At 69.5% G+C, this 23,752-nt stretch carries 17 protein-coding genes and 3 pseudogenes; 15 read left to right on the top strand and 5 right to left on the bottom strand.

The genetic code is table 11. The features are described from left to right. Positions 1-4: 4 nt before the first annotated feature. From ACZ7M2_RS41385 to ACZ7M2_RS41370, 4 genes are read left to right on the top strand one after another with little or no spacing between them, the layout of a single operon-like run. A complete protein-coding gene (locus ACZ7M2_RS41385; RefSeq protein ID WP_471599712.1) occupies positions 5-964 on the top strand; it encodes an ABC transporter permease in 960 nt (319 codons plus the stop codon). Continuing rightward, positions 961-1,833 carry an ABC transporter permease gene (locus ACZ7M2_RS41380; RefSeq protein ID WP_471599711.1) on the top strand — a complete coding sequence of 291 codons (873 nt, stop codon included), beginning with the start codon at positions 961-963 and terminating at the stop codon, positions 1,831-1,833. The genes ACZ7M2_RS41385 and ACZ7M2_RS41380 overlap by 4 nt, the downstream gene beginning before the upstream one ends. Next, on the top strand, positions 1,830-2,837 hold the full coding sequence (locus ACZ7M2_RS41375) for an ABC transporter ATP-binding protein (RefSeq protein WP_471599710.1): 1,008 nt from the start codon (positions 1,830-1,832) through the stop codon (positions 2,835-2,837). Before ACZ7M2_RS41380 ends, ACZ7M2_RS41375 begins: the two co-directional genes overlap by 4 nt. Continuing rightward, positions 2,834-3,640 (top strand): ABC transporter ATP-binding protein, encoded by an 807-nt coding sequence (locus ACZ7M2_RS41370; protein ID WP_471599709.1) that lies wholly within the window; start codon positions 2,834-2,836, stop codon positions 3,638-3,640. Before ACZ7M2_RS41375 ends, ACZ7M2_RS41370 begins: the two co-directional genes overlap by 4 nt. A gap of 548 nt (positions 3,641-4,188) precedes the next feature. Here ACZ7M2_RS41370 and ACZ7M2_RS41365 read toward each other — a convergent pair. Continuing rightward, positions 4,189-4,863 (bottom strand): annotated as a pseudogene (locus tag ACZ7M2_RS41365) (IS701 family transposase); the annotation flags it as partial. Further along, positions 4,793-5,266 (bottom strand): annotated as a pseudogene (locus ACZ7M2_RS41360) (dihydrofolate reductase family protein). The pseudogenes ACZ7M2_RS41365 and ACZ7M2_RS41360, both read right to left, overlap by 71 nt. A 1,013-nt stretch (positions 5,267-6,279) precedes the next feature. Between ACZ7M2_RS41360 and ACZ7M2_RS41355 the strand changes: the two are divergent. The 4 genes from ACZ7M2_RS41355 to ACZ7M2_RS41340 are packed head-to-tail and all read left to right on the top strand — an operon-like array spanning position 6,280 to position 9,585. Further along, complete coding sequence (locus ACZ7M2_RS41355) at positions 6,280-6,876, top strand: phosphotransferase (protein WP_471599834.1); 597 nt, start codon at positions 6,280-6,282, stop codon at positions 6,874-6,876. Further along, complete coding sequence (locus tag ACZ7M2_RS41350; protein ID WP_471599708.1) at positions 6,873-7,340, top strand: NUDIX domain-containing protein; 468 nt, start codon at positions 6,873-6,875, stop codon at positions 7,338-7,340. Before ACZ7M2_RS41355 ends, ACZ7M2_RS41350 begins: the two co-directional genes overlap by 4 nt. Further along, positions 7,337-9,328, top strand: coding sequence for an ABC transporter ATP-binding protein (locus tag ACZ7M2_RS41345; protein ID WP_471599707.1), 1,992 nt, complete (start codon positions 7,337-7,339; stop codon positions 9,326-9,328). The genes ACZ7M2_RS41350 and ACZ7M2_RS41345 overlap by 4 nt, the downstream gene beginning before the upstream one ends. Beyond that, the gene (locus ACZ7M2_RS41340; RefSeq protein WP_471599842.1) at positions 9,325-9,585 is read left to right on the top strand and encodes a hypothetical protein; all 261 of its coding nucleotides are present in this window, start codon (positions 9,325-9,327) and stop codon (positions 9,583-9,585) included. The genes ACZ7M2_RS41345 and ACZ7M2_RS41340 overlap by 4 nt, the downstream gene beginning before the upstream one ends. A 17-nt stretch (positions 9,586-9,602) precedes the next feature. Here ACZ7M2_RS41340 and ACZ7M2_RS41335 read toward each other — a convergent pair. After that, positions 9,603-9,902: pseudogene (locus ACZ7M2_RS41335) on the bottom strand (TetR-like C-terminal domain-containing protein); the annotation flags it as partial. A 146-nt stretch (positions 9,903-10,048) separates the two neighbouring features. Here ACZ7M2_RS41335 and ACZ7M2_RS41330 point away from each other — a divergent pair. Both ACZ7M2_RS41330 and ACZ7M2_RS41325 read left to right on the top strand, forming a co-directional pair. Beyond that, positions 10,049-11,320: an MFS transporter gene (locus ACZ7M2_RS41330; protein ID WP_471599706.1), complete on the top strand. Its 1,272-nt coding sequence runs from the start codon at positions 10,049-10,051 to the stop codon at positions 11,318-11,320. Positions 11,321-11,513: 193 nt separating this feature from the next. After that, positions 11,514-12,179: a hypothetical protein gene (locus ACZ7M2_RS41325; protein ID WP_471599705.1), complete on the top strand. Its 666-nt coding sequence runs from the start codon at positions 11,514-11,516 to the stop codon at positions 12,177-12,179. A gap of 790 nt (positions 12,180-12,969) precedes the next feature. On the opposite strand, the gene ACZ7M2_RS41320 is transcribed toward ACZ7M2_RS41325, so the two are convergent. After that, positions 12,970-13,839 (bottom strand): SDR family NAD(P)-dependent oxidoreductase, encoded by an 870-nt coding sequence (locus ACZ7M2_RS41320; RefSeq protein WP_471599833.1) that lies wholly within the window; start codon positions 13,837-13,839, stop codon positions 12,970-12,972. 221 nt (positions 13,840-14,060) lie between these two features. Here ACZ7M2_RS41320 and ACZ7M2_RS41315 point away from each other — a divergent pair, with 221 nt between their 5' ends. Both ACZ7M2_RS41315 and ACZ7M2_RS41310 read left to right on the top strand, forming a co-directional pair. Further along, on the top strand, positions 14,061-14,921 hold the full coding sequence (locus tag ACZ7M2_RS41315; protein WP_471599704.1) for a helix-turn-helix transcriptional regulator: 861 nt from the start codon (positions 14,061-14,063) through the stop codon (positions 14,919-14,921). Between the two features lie 275 nt (positions 14,922-15,196). Further along, on the top strand, positions 15,197-17,368 hold the full coding sequence (locus tag ACZ7M2_RS41310) for a TerD family protein (RefSeq protein WP_471599703.1): 2,172 nt from the start codon (positions 15,197-15,199) through the stop codon (positions 17,366-17,368). 538 nt (positions 17,369-17,906) lie between these two features. On the opposite strand, the gene ACZ7M2_RS41305 is transcribed toward ACZ7M2_RS41310, so the two are convergent. After that, positions 17,907-18,848, bottom strand: coding sequence for an aldo/keto reductase (locus tag ACZ7M2_RS41305; RefSeq protein ID WP_471599702.1), 942 nt, complete (start codon positions 18,846-18,848; stop codon positions 17,907-17,909). 46 nt (positions 18,849-18,894) lie between these two features. Here ACZ7M2_RS41305 and pdxR point away from each other — a divergent pair, with 46 nt between their 5' ends. From pdxR to ACZ7M2_RS41290, 3 genes are all read left to right on the top strand, one after another. Beyond that, positions 18,895-20,352 carry a MocR-like pyridoxine biosynthesis transcription factor PdxR gene (gene pdxR, locus ACZ7M2_RS41300; RefSeq protein WP_471599701.1) on the top strand — a complete coding sequence of 486 codons (1,458 nt, stop codon included), beginning with the start codon at positions 18,895-18,897 and terminating at the stop codon, positions 20,350-20,352. A gap of 452 nt (positions 20,353-20,804) precedes the next feature. Next, positions 20,805-21,872 carry a terpene synthase family protein gene (locus tag ACZ7M2_RS41295; protein WP_471599700.1) on the top strand — a complete coding sequence of 356 codons (1,068 nt, stop codon included), beginning with the start codon at positions 20,805-20,807 and terminating at the stop codon, positions 21,870-21,872. 696 nt (positions 21,873-22,568) lie between these two features. Beyond that, complete coding sequence (locus tag ACZ7M2_RS41290) at positions 22,569-23,507, top strand: L,D-transpeptidase (RefSeq protein ID WP_471599832.1); 939 nt, start codon at positions 22,569-22,571, stop codon at positions 23,505-23,507. Positions 23,508-23,752 lie beyond the last annotated feature (245 nt).

The following is a 23,752-nucleotide window of genomic DNA, read 5'->3' as shown; positions in this document are numbered from 1 at the left end:
CGCCATGAAGCCCCTCGCCCGTACGGCGTCCACGGTCCTCCTACGGCTGATCGGAACCGTCGGTAGCGTGCTGGCCGCCGCCTTCGCCCTGTTCGCCGCGCTGGATCTGGCCCCCGGCGACCCCGCCAGCCGCCTGGCCGGAGCGCACGCCTCCGAACGCACCCTGCACGCCATCCGCCACCAAATCGGCCTCGACCAGCCTCTGTTCACCCGGTTCTGGAACTGGCTGACCGGCGTCTTCCAGGGCGACCTCGGCACATCGCTGACGTACCGTCAGTCCGTCTCCTCGCTCATCGGCCCCCGCATCGCCGACACCCTGCTGCTCGTCGGATACGCCGCCGTGCTGATCCTCGTGGCCGGCCTGGGGCTCGGCATCTGGGCCGCGCTGTCCCGCCGTATGGGCACGGCCATCACCGCACTCACCGGCGTCGGCCTGGCGGTGCCCTCCTTCGTCGCGGCCTCCGCACTCGTCGCGCTCCTCGCCGTGAAGGTCCACTGGTTCCCGGCCCTCGGCGGCGGCGGACCATCCCTCGGCGACCGCCTCCAGCACCTGACCCTGCCCGCCCTCACCCTCGCGCTCGCCTCGGCCGCCTACCTCGCCCAGATCACCAAGGCGGCCGTACGCGAGGAAGCCGACCGCGAACACGTCGAGACCGCGCGCAGCCGGGCCCTGCCCACGCGTCGCATCCTGCGCCGGCACATCCTGCGCAACGCCATGATCCCCATCAGTACCGCCGCCGGCCTGACCGTCGGCGGGCTGATCGCCGCGGACGTCGTCGTCGAGCAGGCATTCGGCCTGAGCGGCCTCGGCGCGACCCTGGTGGCCGCCGTGGCCCAGAAGGACACCCCCGTCGTCCAGGCCATCGGCCTGCTCATGGTCGTGGTCTTCATCGTCGTCAACGCCGCCACCGACGCCCTGCAAGCGGCCCTGGACCCGAGAATCCGGGCGGTGAGCTCCCGATGAGCGACGCATCCTCCGTGCGACTCGGCACCCGTGTGCTCTCCCTGCGTCTGCCGCTGCGCCGCCTCGCCCCGTCCACGACGCTGCTGGCCACGGTGGCCGCACTCCTCGTGGCGCTCGCCGTGCTCGCCCCGGTCCTCGCCACGCACCGGCCGGACGCCGTGGACATGGCCGCCGCCAGTCAGGACCCGTCCGCCGCACACTGGCTCGGCACCGACGCCCTCGGCCGCGACCTGTACTCCCGCCTGCTGTACGGCGCCCGGATCAGCCTGCTCGGCCCGGCCCTCGTCATCACCGGCGCCACCATGGGCGGCGTCGGCCTCGCGCTGCTGTGCGCCTGGCGGGGCGGCCGCCTCGACCGGATCGTCAGCCGGATCAACGACGTCCTCTTCGCCTTCCCTGGCCTGCTCCTGGCGGTCCTCACCGTCGCCGTCCTCGGCCCCGGACTGACCGCACCCGTGGTGGCCCTGGCGATCGCCTACCTGCCGTACATGACACGCATCGTGCGCGGAGTCGCGGTGCGCGAACGCCGACTCCCTTACGTCGCCGCCCTGGAGGCCGCCGGGATGTCGGCCTGGCGGATCAACCTGCGCCACCTGCTGCCCAACCTCGCGCCCTTCGTCGTCGCCCAGGCCACCGCCGCGTTCGGCTCGGCGCTGATCGACCTCGCCGGGGTGTCCTTCCTCGGGCTCGGCGTCCAACCGCCCACCGCCGACTGGGGGTTGACGGTGTCGGAGGGGCAGTCCTCGCTGCTCGCCGGTGCACCCGGGCAGAGCCTGATGGCCGGTGGCCTGATCGTCCTCACGGTCGTCGTGTTCAACCTCCTCGGGGACACGATGATCGCCCGCAGCCACCAGGAGGCCCTGCGATGACCGCCGTTCCGCCTCTGCTAAGGGTCGAGCACCTCGGCATCGACCTGCACCGCCCCCGTCAGGCATCGCGCACCCTCGTCCGCGACGCCTCCTTCGACCTCGCGCCCGGCGAGGCCCTCGGCCTGGTCGGAGAATCCGGCTCCGGAAAGTCGCTCACCTCGCGTGCGGTCATCAAACTGCTGCCGCAGGGCGCCCGTTCGCGCGGCACGGTCGCCTTCGAAGGCCATGACGTCCGCGCGATGAACCGGGCCCGGCTCACCCGCTACCTCTCCCACGACGCGGCGATGATCTTCCAGAACCCCCGCGCCCACATCAACCCGGTCCGCACTCTCGGCGACTTCCTCACCGAGCCCCTCGTCTGCCACCAGGGCCTGAACCGGGCCCAGGCGGAGGAACGGCTGATACCACTGCTGGCCGAGATCGGCATCCCGGACGGCCCGCACCGCCTCGACCAGTACCCCCACCAGCTCTCCGGCGGCCTGCTCCAGCGCATGATGATCGCCTCCGCCCTCGTCACCGCCCCGCGCCTGCTGCTGGCGGACGAACCCACCACCGCCCTCGACGTCACCACTCAGCAGGACGTCATGGCGATCCTCGACGAACAGCGCCACGAGCGGAACCTCGCCCTGCTCTTCGTCACCCACGACCTGGAACTGGCCACCGCGGTCTGCGACCGCATCGCCGTCATGTACGCGGGCACCATCGTCGAGCAACGCCCCGCCGCCGCCCTGCACTGCGGCCGCCGGCACCCCTACACGGCCGGACTGCTGGCCGCCCGGCCCGGCCTGGGCGCGCCCGGCGCCCGCTTGCCCGTCATCTCCGGGCGGCCGGCAGCGGCCTACGAGTCCCCCCAGGGCTGTCCCTTCGCCCCGCGCTGCGCCTTCTCCGAGGACCGCTGCCGCGTTGAACGCCCACCGCTGCTGCCGGACTTGGACGGCGCCGTCGCCTGTCACCGCGCCGACGAACTCGCCGGCGACCTCGACCGTACGAAGGAGGAAGTGTGACCGCCCTGCTCGAGGTCACCGGCCTCTCCAAGCGCTACCCCAGCCGCCACGGCGAGGTCACCGCCTGCGAGGACATCAGTTTCCAGGTCCGCCGGGGCGAGACCTTGGCCCTGGTCGGCGAATCCGGCGCCGGGAAGTCGACGGTGGTCCGTCTCGTCGCCGGCCTGGAACAGCCGACCGCAGGCCACATCCTCCTGCACGGCGAGCCGGTCCACGAACGGCCCAGGGGGCGCACGGCGCGCCTGGCCCGGGCGGCGACCGTCCAGATCGTGCACCAGGACCCGTACTCCTGCCTCGACCCCCGCCAGACCATCGGAGCCGGGTTGGCCGAACTGCTGCGCCTGCACGGCCGCCGTTTGGGCCACGGCTCGGCCACGGCCGACCGCGTCGCCGAACTCCTGGACACGGTCGGCCTGCCCGACCAGGCCGGCGCCCGTCCCGCCCACCTGTCCGGCGGCCAGCGCCAGCGCGCCGCCATCGCCCGCGCCCTGGCCGTGGAACCCGACATCCTGCTCCTCGACGAAGCGGTCGCCGCCCTCGACGTCTCCGTCCAGGCCCAGATCCTCAACCTCCTGACCGACCTGCGTGAACGCTGCGGCACGACCCTGGTCTTCGTCACCCATGACCTTGCCGTCGTACGGCAACTCTGTCAGACGGCGGTGGTCATGCGGACCGGCCGCGTCGTCGAGGAGGGCCCCGTCTCCCGCGTCCTGACCACACCGCAGCACCCCTACACGCAGGCCCTGCTCGAAGCCGTACCGCGACCGGGCTGGCACCCACAGAGGATCCGCCACATGGCATAGGCCAGGCTCACACGATGTCTCCCCTGGTCAGTGGCTCGAGGCGGCGTGTCCGGTCGTCGGGGGCCAGCAGGAAAGCAAGGACATTGACCTTTCAGGACAAGGGACGGGTCGACTCGCAATACGGTCTGCTGACGAGCATCGGCCAGGAGGCGGGGGTATCCCTCGGGTCGAGGAGCTGCTGGCGCGGCACGGTACACCCGCCCATGGGAACGGGAATCCGAGGCACCGCGGCAGATCATCGCAGTGTTCCGGGATCCGTCCGGTCCCTGCACTCTCGAGGTCGCCCGCGGGATCGTGGACGCGGCCGGCGAACTCGGCATCCACGTGGTGACCGCGACCACCGGCAGACGTTCCACATCCCAGCGGCTTCAGGAGTGCGTGGCGCTGGGCGCTACCGGGCTGATCATCGTGATCTCGATAGTGGCGAAGGAGAACCAGCGGCGCATCGTCGAGCAGTGACTGCCGGTGGTGCGGGTGGATCCGCTGAGCCCACCGTCTTCGGATCGACGCGCCGACACGGGTACCGGTCCGCGCTGGAGGATCCTCAACGGCAGTCCAGCATCGGCCAGTTCATGGCGGAAGCCGTCCTGATCGCCGTAGGCGCGGTCGGCGGCCACCGCCCGCAAGACCACTCCCGCTTCCTTCGTCTGCCGGGCAAAAGCGGCTCCGATCTGCAGCTTCGTGCGGAAGGCGGGGTCGTTCTTCCCGTGGGGGAAGTGGTAGGCGGGGGTGTAGGGCACGGCGTGCAACGGGTAGGAGACGCGCTCGTCCGCCCAGCATGTGGTCACCGTGACCACGCCACGGTCGATCTTCCCGACCGAGCCCAGGTACTGCTTGCCCACGTGCGCGGTCGCACTCCCGTCCTTGCGGTCGCCGGAGTCGTCGATCACCAGCACGCCGCCCGGGTGAGGGGTGGTCGCCGCATCGGCCAGCAGCAGCTCGACCCGCCGGGCGTCGACCTTCTCGTGGTCCCACGTCGACTGGAACAAGGAGAACTGCAGCCGCTGCACCGACCGGTGCTGGGCGCCGACCACCGGCTCCGTGCCTGTCAAGCAGGTCAGCGTCTTGTTCCGGTCCCGCGGCAGGAGCAGACCGGTCGAGTACGCGCGGAACCCCCTCCTGCGGCCATGACCCGCCGTCAACAAACCACCGCTAGCGCGCCACGCGGTAGCGGAGGTGGAGGACTCTCGACCTGAAGGTGCGGGTCTCCAAGAGTTCGAGATCCACCCGGCGCCCGTGCTGGGGAAAGAACGGGATGCCACCGCCAACCAGCACCGGGTAACCCTGGCGCCTGGTACTCGTCGATCAGACCCAACGCGGCAGCCTCGGCGGCGAGAGTCGCGCCGCCGATCGCGATGTCGCCCTCTCCCGGCTCTGCTCGCAACCGCTCGATCTCCTCCGCCAGGCCGCCGGAGGCCAGGCGGGCATGGCCCTGCACCGCCGACAGCGTGGTGGAGAACACCACCTTGGGGATCGGCTTCCAGATCGCGGCCCACTCGAGCATGGAGTCGTCGAGCGACGGATCCTGGTCGGCGGTCTCCCAGTCTCTCGAATCTCGTCGATGACGAAGCGAAAGACCCCCTAGTCCGGCGCCGTCCAGTCGAAGCCGCCGTCCGGCCCGACAATCTAGCCGTCGAGCGAGACGCCCATCGAATACGTCACCCTGCGCATCAGAAGACCTCCTCGGTAACGGGTTCGACCGTACGACCGCCGGACGCCGCAGAACTCATCGCCGCTCGCGGAATCCCCTGGGCCGAGTCACCGCACGAGATCATCTCGTTGAGAAAACCTCAGTCACTTGGGGACCGGGACCGCAGACATGTCCGCCTTCGGTCGCTGTCTCCGGGAGTTGGGATGTGGGCCCTCGGCAAGGAACATCTCCACCCACCAGCGCCGAAGGTCCCACGGACACCACCGGAACGCCGCCGTCCGTGAACGCCGGATCGTCGGAATGGCGACCATGCCGAAGGTAGAACCGGCCAACCTCAGTGACCTCCACGTGGCCGTTCCGCCGCTCCCACTGACCGTCAGCAGGCCACGATCGCACAGGGCATGGCCGAGCGCCGTTCCCCCGGCATCCAGGCTCCAGGTTTCTCACCGGCCGCGAGCCGATCCAGAAGCGCGCTGCCGTTCGTTCAAGGCGGCCTACCGATGCATGAGCGTGAAACAGCCGGAAGGCCATCTGCGCAGGCAGCGACCCGAAGCCACGACAACCGACCACAGCGGCATCCAGTGCGAGTCGATGCGCACCGGCCACGTCTACGGCACCTTCCTCGACCGCCGCTCGCGCAGCGTCCTCGGCCATGACCAGGACGAGGTGCTGCACGAAAGGGAACGCATTAACGACTGGCTGCGCGGCCACCTCTCCTCCCGCGGCTGGGCCACCGAGCACACCTACCACGCGAAGCACAGCTTGCTGCGCCACGCCGTCGATCTCCGCCCGGAACTGGCCCCTGCGATGACCACGCCCGCGCCTGACAATCCCCCACAGGAGGTACCGGAACCCACACGAGTGATCGAACACAGCGTCACAGCACGCCAACCTCGGCCGCACACGGAGAGACCTGGATATTCGAAATCAGGTTCTAGATTTCGCCCTCGCATACCCGTGACGGCGACAGGAAAGCCCCCGTTACCCGATCACCTGTCCGCATCTCACCCCGAGGAGCACCTATGCATCCCGCACACCGCACTGCGCTCGTTCATCCTGCGTTCGAAAATACCGCTGTCTCCTCGGATGCCGCCGCCCGCCCTGCCACCAACTGCGCCGTCTTCCTCTCCGACGCAGCAGGACCGGATACGAGGTACCTGGCATGACGGACTCCACACGCCTCCCGACGCCCCTCGCCTCCATGCTGCGCCGCCTCGTGAGCACGCTGCCAGGCCTCGGCCCCCTTCCCGCCGGGTGGCGCCACGGGGACTTCTGGGAGCGCAACCTGCTGTGGAACGGCCGGCGCTGCGCGCTGATCGACTTCGAGCGCAGTGAACCAGGCTCGCTCGTCTCCGACTTCGTCAAGCTCGCCACCTCCCGCTGGCCGGACCATCCTGGGCTGCGCATCGGCCTGTTCGAGGGGTACGGCCGGTCTCTGTCCGATGCCGAGGAATGCGCGCTTGGGGAGTTCGCCGCAGCCGACGCGGCGGGCCCTCTCACGTACGGCCCCCGGTACGGCGAAGCATTCGTGACCGCGCGCGGCCGGGCAGCCGTCGAGCGACTGATGCAGGAGGGACGGCGTTGAGCAAAGCTCCTCACCTACTGATCGCCGACGTGGCCCAGATCCTGCTCCGGGCGAACGGCGCCGTCCTGTGCGTACGCCGCAGACCCGACTCGGACCTGGCGCCGGGACAGCTCACCGTTGTCGGGGGACATCTGGAGGCAGGCGAACCGCTGGACCGCGCGGCACGGCGCGAAGCGGAGGAAGAGACCGGTGTCCGTATCAGCGCCGACCAGCAGGAGTTCGGCGGCCTCGTCCACCACCACGAGCCCGGGGGCACGGATCGGATCACCGCCGTGTTCGTGGCCCAGTCCTGGACCGGCGAACCGCACAACGCCGAACCGGACAAGCACGAAGGGCTGTTCTGGGTGCCCATGGAAGAGCCCCCGCCGGACTGCCACCCTTACTCCGTCGCCATCTTCCACATGCTCACCCACGGCCCGTCGTACCGGGCACTGAACTGGCCCACCTCAGGAGGCGCCCGGTGAAGAGGTTCTTCGGACCGGTGAAGATGGCCGAACCCCTGGTCTCCGACGCCGAACAGGAGCTGTTCGGCGGTCCGCTGCGCTACGACATGGGCTGGTCCCACCACGAGCACGCGGGCCTGGACCTGACCATGATGTCCGCCCTGCGCTCCATGCCGGCCCTCGTCGGCGCCGCCCTGCGCATGGCGTGGAGCGCCGACCGGCGGGCTCTGCTCGCCGTGGTGGTCAGCGAGATCGGCCAGGGCATCGCCGCGGCCGTCAGCCTGCTCGCCATCAACGCCGTCATGCATGCCCTGCTCGCCGGGAGTGGCGACGCCGCCCAGCGGCTGCACGCGCTGCTGCCCGGACTGCTCGCCGCCGCCGCCATTGGCGTGGTCAACTCCGCCCTCTCCGCGTGGTCGACCTCTCGCGCCGGGCGCCTGGAGCCGATGGTCGAGCGGATCGCCACCACCCAGTACCTGGCCGCCGCCGCAAGTGTCGAGTTGGAAGCCATCGACGACCCCGACTTCCGCCGGCTCGTCGACGTGGCCCAGTACGGTCCGGGCTCCGCCCGTCGCATGATCGGTGCCTGTGTCGCCGCGCTGAACGGCCTCATCTCCCTGATCACCACCGCCGGCGTACTCGCCGTCCTCCACCCCGTTTTGCTGCCCATGCTGATCCTCATCGCCGCCCCGCGCGGCTGGGGCGCCATGCGCGTGGCTCAGGAACGGTACGTGTCGGTGATGAGCTGGATCGAGCACGTGCGGGCCAGCCGCCTCATCGGCAACCTGCTCACCGAGCGCAGCGCCGCCCAGGAGGTCCGCATTCACGCCGTCGGCGCCTTCCTCCTCAGCCGCTACCAGCGCATGGCCGAGAGCGCCGAGGCCGAACAGGAACGCCTCGCCTCCAGCAAAGCCCTCACCGAGTGGGTCGCCTCCGCACTGTCCGGCCTGGCCATGGCCGCGACGTACGGGGCCATGTTCTGGCTGATCCTGACCGGGCACATGAGCCTCGCCATCGCCGGCACCGCTGTGATCGCGGTGCGGACCGGGTCGGCGAGTCTGGGCGGACTGGTGATGAACATCAACCAGTTGCACGAGGAGTCCCTGTACGTGCGCGACCACGGCCGGTTCCTGGCCCAAGCCGCGCAGCGCACCATCCCCGAGGGCGGCAATCCGGTCCCCGAAGAGATCAAGGAGATCGTCCTCGACCGCATCACCTACCGCTACCCAGACCGTGACACAGCTGCCCTGGACCAGGTGTCGCTCACCCTGCCGATGGGCTCGGTCACCGCCGTGGTGGGCGAGAACGGCTCCGGCAAGAGCACACTGATGAAGATCCTGTCGGGCATGCTGCTGCCCCAGGCCGGCACCTTGCGCTGGGGTGAGGCGGACATCAGCGACCTCGACCGCTCCCAGGTCTTCGAGCGGGTCTCCCTGCTCACCCAGGATTTCCAGCGCTGGCCCGTGACCGCCGCGTTGAACATCCGCCTCGGCCGCCCAACCCACGCCGCCACACCGCAAGATCTGCAGCCCTCCGTCGACTACGCCGGAGCGGGCCCGGTCATCGCCAAACTCCCCGACGGCCTGCGGAGCCTGCTGGCCCGCATGTTCCGCGGTGCCATCGAACTGTCCGGTGGGGAGTGGCAGAAAGTGGGTCTCGCCCGCACGCACTGGCGTAGCTCGACATCGCAGGCGGACAACGTCCTCATCGTCGACGAGCCCACCTCCGCCCTGGACCCCGAAGCCGAGATCGAAGCCTTCGACCGTATCCGCCGTCTCGCGGCTCCGAACCGTGCCGTCGTCCTCGTCACTCACCGCATGTCCGGCGTCCGCCACGCCGACCGCATCTACGTCCTCACTCACGGGCGCCTCGCCGAACACGGCACTCACGACGAACTCATCGCCGCACAGGGGCGGTACGCGGCCATGTTCGACGCGCAGGCAGCCCAGTACGCCCCCAGCGCCAGCATCCCGAAACCCACCGCACCCACCGCCGCGGACCCCGCATGACCCGATCCACCGAAAGGGCCACCGTGACGACACCTCCCACCACCGAACTCGACGAGACGAGCACCGTGCGCCACCAGTTGATCGACCAGCTCGCCGACGCCGGCCACATCCGCACCCCCTCGGTCGACAACGCCCTGCACACCGTGGCCCCGCACGCCTTCGCCCCCGAAGTACCGGCCCAGAAGGCGTACGCCAACGACATCGTCGCCACCCGCCACAGCGACGACGGCCGGATGAGCGTGCTGAGGTGGCCGTAGATCTCCAGGGCCATGAGGCCGTGCATGCACCCCCACACGCACAGGGTCAGGGCGAGTCCGGCCGGGGGAAGGTCTGGGTAGTCCTCGCGCGTTTGGCCGACGAGTCCCGCGTCGAAGTCGTCCCAGGCGTATGGGTGATCGTCCGGCTGGAGTGGGCCAGCCGTCGGCCAAACGGCGGCGATGAGGCCGATGAGTCCGGTGCAGGCACGTAGCGCGGCGGACTTGCCCGGCCCATCGTCGGGCGGCTTGTGGCCGGACACGGGGTCGCCGTAGATCAGTCGGAAGCCAGCAGGATCGGCACGTGCCCAGTCGCGCATCGCCTGGGCCCAGTCCAGGATCCGGGCGCCCGGCTGGTCTTCGGGGAGGCCGGCCCAATATGCTGCGCGAAGTATGGACTGGAGGTTCCGGTCGGCGGCGGAGGCCCCACACTAATGATCACCGGAGTCACCAGGGAGCCCGCGGCATGACCGGCACCACGGAGGCCCTTGACGGGTCGGCTGCAGTCGACAATGCAGCACGAAGTGTCACGCGCCCGTTCTACGTATACGCCGTGCTCGCCAACACGCTGTTCCAGCGCGGCGTCTTCGTCCTCTTCCTTCAGCAGCGAGGCTTCTCCGCCGGGCAAGTGGCCCTACTGCAGACACTGCTCTACCTGGTCAGCGGACTTGCGGAGTTGCCGACCGGAGTCATCGCCGACCGAATCGGCAGGCGTGCCAGCATCGCGATCGGCCAGATGCTGATCGCTGGATGTCTGCTCGGTCAGGTGGCGTTCTCCAACTACTGGGTGTTCCTGGCGCTGTTCATCGGGCAGGGCGTGGGCATGGCATGTGTGTCCGGTTCGGACACCGCCCTGCTGTACGACCTGCTCGTGCGTCGTGGTGCAACGGCCGGCTACGTCAAGATCAAGTCCCGGTTCACCATGCTCGGGACGGTCACCTCGGGAGCCGCCATCGTCCTCGGCGGCCAACTGCAGCAGATTTCCTGGGGAATCGTCTACGTCGGTTCGGCGGCGTGCCTCGTCCTGGCCGTGGTGGTGCTGATGTCACGGGTGCCCGAGATCCGCGGCGCGGACGCGGTGGACGAGCAGGACGGAACCGAGGAGGTGCACGGCGACGCCACAGCATGGCGGGCGATGCTTCGGGTCGCCACGCCGGCGCTCGTGACGCTTGTCGTGGTGTCCGGATTGATGCATGCGACTTTGACGCCGTACATCATTTTCACGCAGAAGACCCTCTCCGATCAGGGAGCGGGCACCGCATTGGTCAGCGTGGTCATATCGGCGGGATTCTTCGCCGGCGGGCTCACTCCGCTGCTGTCGGACCGCGCGGACCGGCGCATCGGGTATCGGGTCATAGTCCCGGTGTCTCTCCTGACGCTCGCCGCGGCACTCGGCCTGAGCGGCCTCGGCCTTGTCTGGGTCACCATCGCCGCGTTCCTGGCCCTGGTCGGGATTCCCGAGATCACCGCCGTGATCGTGGACAACGTGTTCAACGAGGCCGTGCCGTCGCGCCACCGGGCGAGCCTGCTGTCGATGATCGCATTCGTGGAGTCAACGCTCATCGGCATCGGCTATCTCGTCCTCGGCGCGCTCATGGACGGGCTGGGCGCCAGTGTGGGCATGGCCACCTACGCCGCGGTCCCCCTGCTGGCATGTCTCCTGTGGCTCCCGGTGCTCTTCCGAGGGGCACGGGTGACCACCGAGCTCGAGAAGCCCGCCGACCAAAAGGCATCCTGAAACAGACCATCTCGAGCAACGCCCTGCCGATGGCGGGGGCGTTGCTCGTTGACATGTCGCTCCCAGTCGGCGACGGAGCTGTCATCGTGACGATCAGCGCCAAACGGGATGGGAAGATTCGCGCCACTGCGGCAGCTGTTCAGCCTGGATCCACCGCGTAACGGTCGGCCTGTGGACGGCGAAACGAGAAGAGGTGCCCGCTGACCTGCGAGAATGGGAGTTCCTACGCTTCCATCCGCCGCTCACAGCAAGGCACCTCGTAAGTGAAAGCCTTCCACAGGCCCGCGGAGCTGTTCGCCGTGTTCGAGGCCCCGACCTGATCGCGCATGCCGGGCTGATCCCCCCGATCCAGCCGGCCGAGCAGTGCGGCCTGCCTGCCCTGGTGGCCGAGAAGGTGAGACTCACCGGCGCGAAGAACGGTGCCGGGACGGCCGCCGACGCGAAGGCCCTGTCGATCGTGGGCCGGATGGTGGGCGGCGCGGACAGCATCGATCTGGACGTGCTGCGCCGCGGCGGGCTCCCCCGCCGGTTCGGCGGCGTGCGTGCCCCGTCCACACTCGGCACCTTCCTGCGCGCGTTCACCTGGGGGCATGTGCGTCAACTGGAGTCCGCCATACGGGCGTTCACCTGTCGGCTGGCCACGCACACCGGCCTGGTCCCCACCGGTGACGAGGTGGTGTTCGTCGACATCGACTCCAAGGTCAAGCCCGTGTACGGACCGCAGACACCAGCTCAGCCTCCCGTCCAGTGCAGGCGTCGCCAGTCTGTCCCCCACCGGTTCATTCGTCACCGCGACGTGGCGACCCGTATTGCAACGATCCCGCCATCTATCAGCGAACCCAAATGCCCCAGGCGATAGCTGCTCGGGTACCCCTCAGGTTCCCGCGCCTGCTCCGGTGAGATCTCACGAACCCGTCGGCTTTTCGGCTCCGGCGGTGACAACGCCGCCCTCATCGCCGAACTCGTCGGCCGCACAGGCAGCATCACCACCGTCGACATCGATCCGGCCGTCACCGACCGCGCCACCCGCCACCTGCCCCGGACCGGACCGGATACGACCGCGTCCGCGTGGTCAGCGCCGACGCCGAACACCTCCCCGACGACGTCATCTCTGCCGGCGGCTGCGACGCCATCATGGTCACCGTCGCCACCTGGGGCCTTCCCTGGATCCACGCCCTCGCCGACGGCGGACGTCTCGTCGCTCCGCTACGCCTGTACGAGTACACGTGGGCCGCCAGCCTCACCAAGCGCGACGGGGCCCTGCACAGCGACGAGCCGCTCATCGTGTGCGCCTTCGTGGTCATGCAGGGCGCCGAGGCCCGGGACGCGAACCGCCGTACCGTCCCGGGCACCGGCGTCCACCTCTCCTGGGAGGTCGGCACCCCGCTGCCCGTCGACCAGCTCGTACCCGCGCTCACCCGCCAGCCGTTCGTGGGACACATCCACGTCACCGTAGGCGGTCAGGAACCCTTCGCCGCCCTCGCCCTCCACCTGGCCGGCGCCCTGCCCGGCTTCTGCCACCTCTCGCTCGACCGCGATGGCGACGGCGACAACGGAGTGCTGAATCCGCCGCCCCGGCACTGGCCCGGCGCCGCGATCGTGCGCGGCCTCGGCGTGATCGGCGGCCTCCAGGTAACCCGTCGGGTGACTCATCGGGCGACCGCCCCGACGAGGTCGGCGGTCGCGTCCCACAGTCGGCCGGCCATGACCGGGTCGAGGCCGGCCTTGCCCTGTCGGCGGACGGCCGGGGAGCCCCGGAAGCCGCCGAGGCCGTCCGGCCCGACGTAGGAGTTGCCAGGGACGTCCTGGGTGGCGGCGTAGAGCAGCGACAGCGCTCCGCGCTCCGGGGCGTTCGTGAGGAACGTGAACCGGTTGATGACGTTCGACCGGGAGTGGGCCGCCAGCGCGGTGCGGGCGATGCCCGGGCTCGCGAGCACTGAGCGCACCGGGCTGCCGGCGGCGGTCAGTCGGCGCTGCAGTTCCAGCGAGAACAGGACGACGGCGAGCTTCGACGCCTGGTAGGCCTGCATCCCGTTGTGCTTGCGCGTCCGCCAGTCGAGGTCGTCCAGGTCGATCTTGCCCTGCTTGTGCAGCTCACTGGTGACGTGCACCACGCGATCGGTGATGTGGTCGAGCAGCAGGGTGGTCAGCAGGAAAGGACCGGTGTAGTTGGTGGCGGTCTGCAGATCGAGACCGTCGGCGGTGCGCGCGGCGGGGATGTCCATCACGCCTGCGTTGTTGATCAGGATGTCGATGCCGCCGGACCAGGCGCCGGCGAAGGCTCGCACCGAGGTCAGGTCCGACACGTCGAGCGGGCGGATGTCGAAGGGACCGGGCAGGTCGGCGACGGCGTGGCGGGCCTTGCCGGGGTCGCGTACCCCCAGCACGACATGGGCACCGGCACGGGCGAGTTCACGCGCCGTGATCAGGCCGAGGCCCCGGCCGGCACCGGTGATCACCACCGTACGGCCGGTCAGGTCCGGGAGGTCGTTCGCTGTCCAACTGGTCATGCTGGTCATGCTGGTCATGCTGGTCATAGGACTTGACTCCATGGTTCGTGGTTCGTGATTCGTGGTTCGCGGTCTGTAGTTCGCGGTCGGCGGTCCGCGGTTGTGGGTTCGCGGCGACCGGTGAACGCATCGCCAGAGAACTCGCCGCACCACGGGCGCTGGAAGGACACGCCCAACCACTGACTGGCAGGTCGTGGCTAAGCCGCTCCGGATGGCCAACGATGGAGACCATGGACCATACGTTCGACCGCTCGTCCCTGGGTGCCTTCCTGCGCACCCGTCGTACGGCGCTGCAGCCGGAGGACGTCGGGTTGCGCCGCGGACAACGCCGACGCGCTCCTGGCCTGCGCCGCGAGGAGGTGGCGGAGCTGTGCACCATGTCCGCCGACTACTTCGCCCGACTGGAACGCGGCGACGGGCCGCAACCGTCGGAGCAGATGATCGCGGCCATCGCCCGCGGCCTGCGGCTGACCCCGGACGAACGCGATCACCTGTTCCTGCTCGCCGGCTACCGCACCGCCCGTCGTGACCTGCGGCTCCAGCATGTGAGCCCCGGACTGATGCGGGTCATGGACGGCTTGGCCGGCACCACCGCGCAGGTCATGGGCCCACTGGGCGAGACATTGCTGCAGACGCCGTCCGCGGTGGCACTGCTCGGCGAGCAGACCCAGTACACCGGCGACGCCCGCAGCGCGACGTACCGGTGGTTCACCGATCCGTCGGCCCGTCAGCGTTACCACCCCGAGCAGCACGACGACAACAGCCGGACCAACGCCGCGCTGCTGCGCGCGGCAGTCACCCGGGACGGGCCCGGCTCCCCCGCAGACGACCTGGCGGACGTCCTGCTGCGCACCAGCGACGAGTTCGCCCGATTGTGGGAGCGCCACGAGGTGGGCCTGCGGTGGAGCGAAACCAAACGCTTCGTCCATCCTCAGGTAGGACGACTGGACCTCTACTGCCAACTCCTGCTGGAGCCGGACCAGGGCCAGTCGCTGCTCATATTCACCGCCACCCCGGGCACGGAAAGCCACGAGAAGCTCGCCCTGCTCACCGTGCTGGGCACCGACCAATTCGCCGCCGACGCCCAGTGACGCCACCCGCGGCGTCGGCGCAACCCGCTCGGAACAGATCCGACCGAAGCAGTTCGTCGCACGCCCAGCGAACCTGAGGGCTCCCGCCGCCTTGGCCGTCGCGAGCACATGAGTGACATCGGCCAAGTCGTCGCCGGACTGCTCTCACACCAGCAGACCCTCACCCTCACCCCTGGCCGTCGAGCGCGAACACCGTCAGCGCCACAGCACGGCGTCGGAGCGCGTACAAGAAAACTCCTGTGCGCCGACTCGCACACCTCTGCGATCATCCCCGAATGGCGCACAGTCTCGAATCGCTGGTCATCCGGCACACCCACCGCGTTACCTCCCCCCAGGGCTCCGCCGGGGAAGGAGCCACCGCCGCACGGCAGTTCGACGCGGCGCTGACATCCGTGGGCTTCAAACTCTCGGCGGAGCTGCTGGAGCGGCTGTCGGGGCTGTCCGAAGCCGCGGTCGTGCACACCGCCAAGCGGACGCTGCGCACCGTGAGCGAGATGGTGGGCGACCACGTCCAGCACAACTCGTACTTCATCGACTTCCCAGCGAACGTGCCGGACACCGAAGAGTTCTGGATGCGGTGTGTGACGAAGGCGCTCGGCGACGACAAGTCGCGCGAGAACGTGCTGACGCAGTTGGCGCACGGGGTGCTGGACCTGCTCAGCCTCCCCACGTACGGCCGCTACCAGCACACCTACGAGGAGATGCTCGCGGCGCAGGACGAGCTGATCGCCTCTGCGGGCGAGCGGGTGACCGTCCTGCACCTCGGGCGGGACCTGGACGACGAACTCACGGACCTGTACCTGGCCTTGGCGGGCAGCACGACGCCACTGGGCGAGGAACACCTGCGCGACCTCAAGACCCTGGCCGAGCGGTGCGCGCTCGGCCCCCAGCCGGAGTCGATCCCGGTCCGGGAGAACCGGGCGGTCGTCAACGAGGCCCGTCTCGCTGTCGGCGCGGACCTCCTTCTGGACACCGTCATCGATGTGCTGCGGCTGGCCTGCGCACTGTCGGGCGGCGACGTGACGCTGCAGGAGCCGACCCGATTTCGGGCACTCTCGCGGCCGACCCGCCGTGCGCTGCTGGCGGGCCTCGACGCCGTGGTCGAGGCGAACCCCGCCAAGCTGGCGGATGTGCACGCGCACCGCGAGCCTTTCAAGCGGCTCGGTGAGCGTCTTCACCCGCACGAGTACCCGTGCTGGCCGCACGCCGCCGACGTGTTCGCCGTAGCGCGGGGCGAGAAGGAGGCGCGGTCCTTCGACAGCCGTGTCGAGAAGCTGCTCGACGAGTTCGACGTCCTCGGTGCGGTGCAGCTGCTGAAGTCCGCTCCCGGCAAGCTGTTCCGCGCATTGGACCTCCTGCTGCGCATCGCCGCCGACCAGGAGGAGCGGGACGCGGTGGTGGCTGCCGCGGTACGGGTCGCCCCCGAGGTCTCCGGCCGGGTCGTGCTCTCGGTCCGCGAGCACTTCCACAACCGGGAGCGGGAGACCGACGAACCCCGCATCTTCGTCAACCGCAGGGGCCGCGCCTGGGTGACCCCCGACTACCGGCCGACCGTCCCGGCCGCCGACCGCGACCGTCTGATCGCCGCCCTCGACGCCGACCTGCGCCGCAGGCTCCCTACTCCGGGCCGACTGCTGCTCGACCCCGACGTCCTCGACGTGGCGCTCCCGCTCAGCGGCAGGGCGACCGCGGCCGGACTCGGCGTACTGCCGCGGGGCTCGGTCTCGGCGGTCGACGGCGAACAGCTGCGCTTCTTCGTGTACTGGAAGGAGACCGAGAAGCGAACCGACTACGACCTCTCGGCGCTGCTTCTCCACACCGACTACAGCACCGACTCCTGGCTCTCCTACACCTCCCTCAAGGCGGTCGGGGGCGAGCACTCGGGCGATGTCACCGAGGCGCCCGACGGGGCCTCGGAATTCATCAACCTGTCCCTGGCCCGGGTGCGCAGCACATTCATCGTTCCGCAGGTCAACATCTATTCCGGCGAGAGCTTCGAGGAGGTCGAAGAGTCGTTCTTCGGTTTCATGCTGCGCGACGGTGAGCAGAAGGGCCGGCCGTTCGAGCCGCGCACGGTGCGGATGAAGTCGGAGCTTCGCGGGGTGGGCCGGGTGGCGCTGCCGCTGGCGTTCCGACGCGAGGACGACGGCCGGTGGCGCGCGAAGTGGCTGCACCTGTATCTGAAGGGCATCTCGTCGGCCAACCGGGTCGAGGAGAACCAGGCGTCAGTGTCCAAGGTGGTGCGCGCCATCGTAGAGCGCGAGCATCTGACGGTGCGGTACCTGATCGGCCTGATGTCCGGCGACAGCACGGCCGTGGACCTGTGGGACGGCGAGCGGGTCCCGGACGAGCCCGTGATGTACATCGGTCTCGAACGTCCGGAGGGGCTGCACCCGGACTCCCGAGTCATCACCCTCGAAAATCTGCGCGACTTGATCCCGGTCTGAGTGATAGCGTTGTCCACGGCGAGGCCATGAAGGGGCTTCCTTCTCAACTTCCTTTACCGAAAACAAGTTCTTTCGCTTTCCTCGCCGTCGGCTTCGACTGGGAGGCGCCCGCGCGGCGCCTCCCAGTTTTCGTGTGTGCGCCTACGGTCATCACCCCTGAAAACACAGACGGCTTGGTCCCGAGCCGACTGATAGCATTGCCTGAGGCGAGGCCATGAAAGGGCTTCCTTCTCCTCCGCCGTGAAAGCGGCTTAGATGTCGCTTTCCTCGCCCTTGACGTCACTCCGGGCGCGACGTTGCCGTTCCGGAGGTCACCGTGCGGCCGGGCGGGCGGCTCGACGGGGCCCGCGAGGTCGCGCAGCCCCCTGCAGACGTCTACTGCCGGACCGCGGAACGGCACCCGTTGAAGCAGGCCGCGACCCGCAACTGCCCCCAGTGGCAGCAGCCCGTCACCATCGTCGCTCTCCTGACAACACCGAATGACAACACGAAAGCTGCCCGGCCCTCGGTGCCTACTCGCATCAACTCGTCTCGCGGGTCACCCCGCGGAGTCCAGGCGTTCGCGCTGATCGGCGGTCAACTCCAGTGACACCCCCGCGACCGCCTCGTCCAGCTGCTCGACCGTGCTGACGCCGACGATCGGCGTGGCAGCCGGGTTCCCTCCGGTCAGCCACGCCAACACCACCCGGTTGCGGTTCGTGCCGGTCTCGGCGGCGATCGTGTCGAGCACCGCGAGACGGCGGGCGGTGCCGGGGTGGTCGTACTCCGCGGGCAGAGGCTTGTCCGCGCGGGTGTAGCCGCCGCTCAGCAGCGGCGTGTACGCCCACAGAGCCATGTCCGGGTGGTGCTCCAGGTAGTGGAGCACCTCGTCGGTGACCGCACCGAACCGGTGCACCACGGTGGACCTGGTCGCGGGGCGCGGTTGCAGGTACGTGTGGTGCTGCTGCACCGCGGTGAAGCCGGCACTGCCGTGGGCCCGCGCGATCTGCCGTGCCCGCTCGATCTGCCAGACGGGGTAGTTGGAGCAGCCGAAACGGCCGACCGTACCCGCGGACACAAGCTCGTCGAAGGCGGCGACGGTCTCGTCCAGCGGTGTGGCCGGATCGGGTTTGTGGGCCCAGTACAGCTCGACGTGGTCCGTACCCAGTCGTCGGAGACTGCCCTCGATCCCGCTCTTGACGGCCCCTGCCGAAAGGCCCTCGGCCGTCTCCGGGAATCGTCCGGCCACGGTCGGCTCGCAGCCCACCTTGGTACTGATCCTGACGCGGTCACGGACGCCCGGGCGGCTTGCCAGCCAGCGCCCGAGCAACGTCTCACTCTGCCCGCCGAAACCGGTCGGATCGTCCCAGAACGCGTAGCAGTTGGCGGTGTCGATCCAAACGCCTCCGGCGTCCACGAAACGGTCCAGGAGCTCGAACGATCGGCGCTCGTCCTGGGCCGTGCCGAACAGCATGGCCCCAAGAGCCAGGTTTTCAGTCATGTCCCTCACGCTAGGCGGATTCGGATCGGCGGTACGCTCCAATCTCGTGGCTGTTTTCCAGACCAATCTCGCGTGGGCGACACTGCTGGATGTCGGTCCTCCGGATGGCGGGCGGCGCCGCCTGCACGATCGCCTGGCTCACGCGCTGCGCACCGCGATCCGGAACGGCCGGCTGGCGGAGGGTGCCGCCGTGCCACCGAGCCGAGCGCTCGCCGAGGAACTCGGCTGCTCCCGCTGGGTCGTGACGGAGGCGTACGGGCAGCTCATCGCGGAGGGTTACCTCTCCGCCCGGGTGGGTTCCGCCACGCGTGTCTCGTGGTCACCGGACACCGCGCCGCCGCGGCCTCGCGCGCAGCGCGCACCGGCACGGCCACCGATCCGGTACGACCTCGCGCCCGGCCTGCCCGACCTGCGGGCGTTTCCCCGCCGCCGCTGGGCCGACGCCGTCCGGGCGGTCATGGGCTCGGCCGTCCACTATGACCTCGGCCTGCCCGATCCCGCTGGACACGCGGTGCTGCGTACCACCGTCGCCCAGTATCTGCGCCGCTCGCGCGGCGCGGACACGCACGCCCTGTCCGTGTCCGTGTGCGCGGGCGTCACCGACGGTCTGGTACGCACGTGCCGGGCGCTGCGCGCCGCGGGGATTGCCGACCTGGCCGTGGAACAGCCGGGTTGGGGGCGGCTGCGGGATGCCGCGACGAGCGCCGGTCTACACGTGCACGCGGTGCCCGTGGACCACGACGGCCTCCACGTCGAGGACCTCGCGCGTACGCCGGCCCGCGCCGTCGTCGTCGGTGCGGCACACCAGTTTCCCACCGGCACGGTGCTGTCCGCGGCACGCCGGGCACGTCTGGTGCGCTGGGCCCGCGAGGTGGACGGTTTCGTCATCGAGGACGACTACGACGCCGAGTTCCGCTACGACCACCACCCGGTCGCCGTCATGCAGGGGATGGATCCGAGCCGGGTCTTCCTCCTCGGTTCGGTCAGCAAGACGCTGTCGCCGGCCCTCGGCCTTGGCTGGCTGGTCGCGCCTGTCGCGATGGCCCCGGTGCTCCGGGCGGCGAACCTCGTCGCCGCCGCACCACCGGTGCTGGACCAACTCGCGCTCGCCACCTTCATCGACCGCGGGTGGTACGACGCCCACCTGCGCGCGGCACGGCGGCGGTTCCGATCCCGCCGCGACCTGCTGGTCCGGACGCTCGGCGCCCAGATGCCGGAGGGCCGGGTCGCCGGCACCGCCGCCGGGCTGCACATCCTGCTCCACCTACCGGACGGCACCGACACCCGCGGGACGGTCCAGGCGGCGGCCGCCGCCGGGCTACGCCTGGCGGACCTCGACGACTATCGCGCGCATCAGCCGGCGGATCCCGCGCTCGTCCTCGGGTACGGCAACATCAGCGACACGGAGATCCCACCGGCCGTCGCGCTCCTGCGCGAAGCACTGCGTTCACCGACGGCCTCGCCACCAACGCGTACAGCACAGCTCAGTCATGACGATCGCTGACGCGGAGTTCTTGCCCGCCGTCGAGCTGTCCCAGGTCCTGTAGGAAGAGGCGGTGCGACCTTGCTTCGGAGAGGTCTTTGCGGCCGGAGGTCGCCTGCGAAGCGGAACAGGGCCCGAGGCGACCAGATACCGGCCGTGCTTCAAGACCACTTTCATCGGTGCTCCATTGCTCGAACAAGGGCCGCGTCGGCATCGAGCGCCCGTACCGGCCCGTGGGTGCGCTTCCTCTGCCGAGGAAGCCGTCTCAGTGCTCGGTTCGGGCCGTCCTCGGCCCTCGGCCTTCGCCTCGGCCATCGCTTCCCGCGCTTCCCGGTCCTCCGTGCCACGCCGGCTTCGCCACGACCACCTGAGTGTTGCGGTATTTCATGGGTAACCAGCGGCGCCGGCCCGCTCTACCGACAGACTGGCCATGACTGGTTCGGAAAGGGCGGGCCGCCATGTGGAGGGATGTCATGCCTCAGGACATCGAGTTCGATCTACCCTTCCCGCTTCGGGTCAGCGCGGACATGGAGGGCGCCCGCCGCCGCAACCTTGACTGGGTCCGCCGACAGGGGCTGGTGGGTGGTGAGCGGTCCGTGGGGTGGTACACCTCGTGGGACATGCCCCGGCTCGCTGCCTATGGCTTTCCCGACGCCACCGGGCGGGGTCTGGATCTGTGTACCGACGCGATGGCGTTCTTCTTCGTCTTCGACGATCAGCTCGACGGCCCTCTGGGCCTTGCGCCCAACCGAGTTGCCCGGGTGTGCCAGGGCCTGATCGACATAGTCCACGGCACGGCCACGGGGACGGGCCACGGCGGTGATCCGTGCTCGACCGCGTTCGCCGACCTCTGGCGCCGCAGCACCGACGGTGCCGCGCCCGGGTGGGTGGCGCGGGTCGCCCACGAGTGGGAGTACTACTTCGCCGCCCATGCCCACGAAGCGGTGAACCGGTGTCGGGGGGTGCCGGTGGACATGGAGCATTACCTCCATGTCCGCAGGGGCGTCGCCGGGACGGCGCTGCCCCTGTCACTGGCCGAACGCGCGGCGGGTCTCAGCCTGCCGGCAGCGGTCTTCCACGGCCCGCAGCTGAGGATCATGCGGGAGATCGCCATCGACATCACGCTGATGTGCAACGACGTGTACTCCCTCGAAAAAGAGGAAGCACGCGGAGACATGGACAATCTCGTCCTCGTCATCGAGTACACCCAGCACCGCACCCGCGACGAGGCCGTCACGGTGGCCCAGCAGGAAGTCCACCGGCGCTGCACCCGGTTCCAGCAACTCGCCCGTGAGATCCCGGCCATGTGTACCCACCTAGCGCTCCCCGCCCCTCAGCGGACCGCCGTAGAGACCTACGTCGACGTCATGACCGCATGGATCAGCGGCTACCACGCCTGGGAGACCGAGACCCTGCGCTACACCGCCGCACTCAAGGCCCTCCCCAGCACCGGCCCCGGCTACTTCGAGAACATCCTGGGAGAACCAGGTCCCGACCCCCTCGCCCCGGCCACCGACCGATCCGAGACGGCTCACGGCTGACCGCTGAACGCCGGTCGCCCGGCTCGGCCGCCAACGCCTGCACTGATCGTCAGACACAGAGCACGCCAACGGCGTCACAACGGGGATCGGCGGTGTTCGCTGTCCCGACCGCGATCGCCCCTTTGTGGGCAACCTCGTCGGCTGACACGATCCACCAGGACGGAATCGTGCCGGGACGTCACCCGCCAGGTAGCTGAGGACACTCGTGGAGCCCTCCCGTCTCAAGTAGCGGGGTGCTCCGTCGAAGCCCTGACGCTCCAGCGGAACGACGAGCTCAGCGACAAAGCCTGAGGCTTGAGTAGCAGGCCGGCGCACCGTCTCACCGACGCGGACGACGCGGACGGTGATGCGCCCGCCTGTCAGCACCACGCCGTCCTCAGCTTCTTGCGCCTTCGGAGGCGTAGCGGAAGGGGCCATCGTGGTGAACTCGTCGCCGTCCTCAACGGCAACTCCGCGGCGTGGCCTTCGACCGGCTGCAGAACCGGGTCGGCCGTCAGGATGTCGCGCCCCTCTTCGTCCCCGATCCGCCGGTGCGCACCGAATCTTGAGACATGCTTTACGCGATGCGCGCAACTGCGGCCCACCTCGTCGTTGTCTGACAGGGAGTCGGGCCCTTCAGGGCCGAGGAGCGAGAGAGCGGGGCAGATCGTGGGACGGCGCAAGGGCGGCATAGGGATCGCATTCGTCACGGGTGTGATGCTGGTGGGCGCGAGTGCCTGCGGCGGGGGCGGCAGTGACAAGGCGACCGGGGACGACGCGAAGGCGTCGGGAAAGCCGAGTGCGAGCGCCTCCCCGTCACCGACCAAGCCCGCAGGCCCGCCGATGCTGCTGGAGACGATCACCCCGCAGACGGGCACCACGGTCGGCGTCGCCATGCCGATCTCGGTGATCTTCACGAACCCGGTGTCCGCGAAAGCACGGGCCACGGTCGAGAAGCACATGAAGGTGAGCGCCTCCCAGCCGGTGGCCGGTGCCTGGCACTGGATGGGCGACAAGCGCGCCGACTGGCGACCCAAGACGTACTGGCCGTCCGGCACAAAGGTAAAGATCGACGCTGACATCAACGGCGTAAGCAACGGCAACGGGCGCTATGGCGTGCACAACTACACGCACACGTTCACGATCGGTGACGACGTGCGCGCGGACGTCTCGGTGACCGGCCACACCATGAAGGTGACCCGGAACGGCAAGGCGGTGCGCACCCTGTCGATCAACGCGGGCAGCGCCCAGTATCCGACGTGGAACGGCACGATGGCCGTCATCGACAAGCAGGAGAAGGTCCACATGACCTCCTGCAGCGTCGGTATCAGCTGCGAAAAGGGCAGCCCCAACTACTACGACCTGACGCTGCCATGGGACGTCCACCTGACCCAGTCCGGCACGTACGTGCACTACTCGACCGGCGACCCCAACCCGGGCAGTGGCAGCGCCCGCGGCTCACACGGCTGCGTCCACCTGTCCATGTCGGACGCCAAGTGGTTCTACGGCCAGGTCAAGCAGGGCGACCCCGTCACCATCACCGGCTCGCCCCGTGCCAAGGCGCCGGCCGACAACGGCTACGCCGACTTCAACCTGGGCTGGGACCAGTGGCTCGCGGGCAGCGCGTCCGGGGAAGGGACGACCGCGACACTGTGACGCGCTGCGGTGGCGGCGCCAGTCAGCAGCCGATGACGTTGACCGCGGGACCCCTTGTCGTACTCGCCCTTCGGGCCGGCCGCAAACGGCCGGCCCTCCGGCACGCCCCACTCGTCCAACCGCTGGTCGAGGTCAGCACACAGGGCACTGAACTCCCCCGTGACCGCCGTCGCCTCGCGCGGCCAAGCCTGCTCCCGGCGGGTGAGTGCACTCACCATCCCGTGATCGATACGGCGTCGGACAAT

It is taken from the genome of Streptomyces sp. NPDC111507, from assembly GCF_055638955.1.
This window is presented reverse-complemented; position numbering and strand designations above follow the sequence as displayed.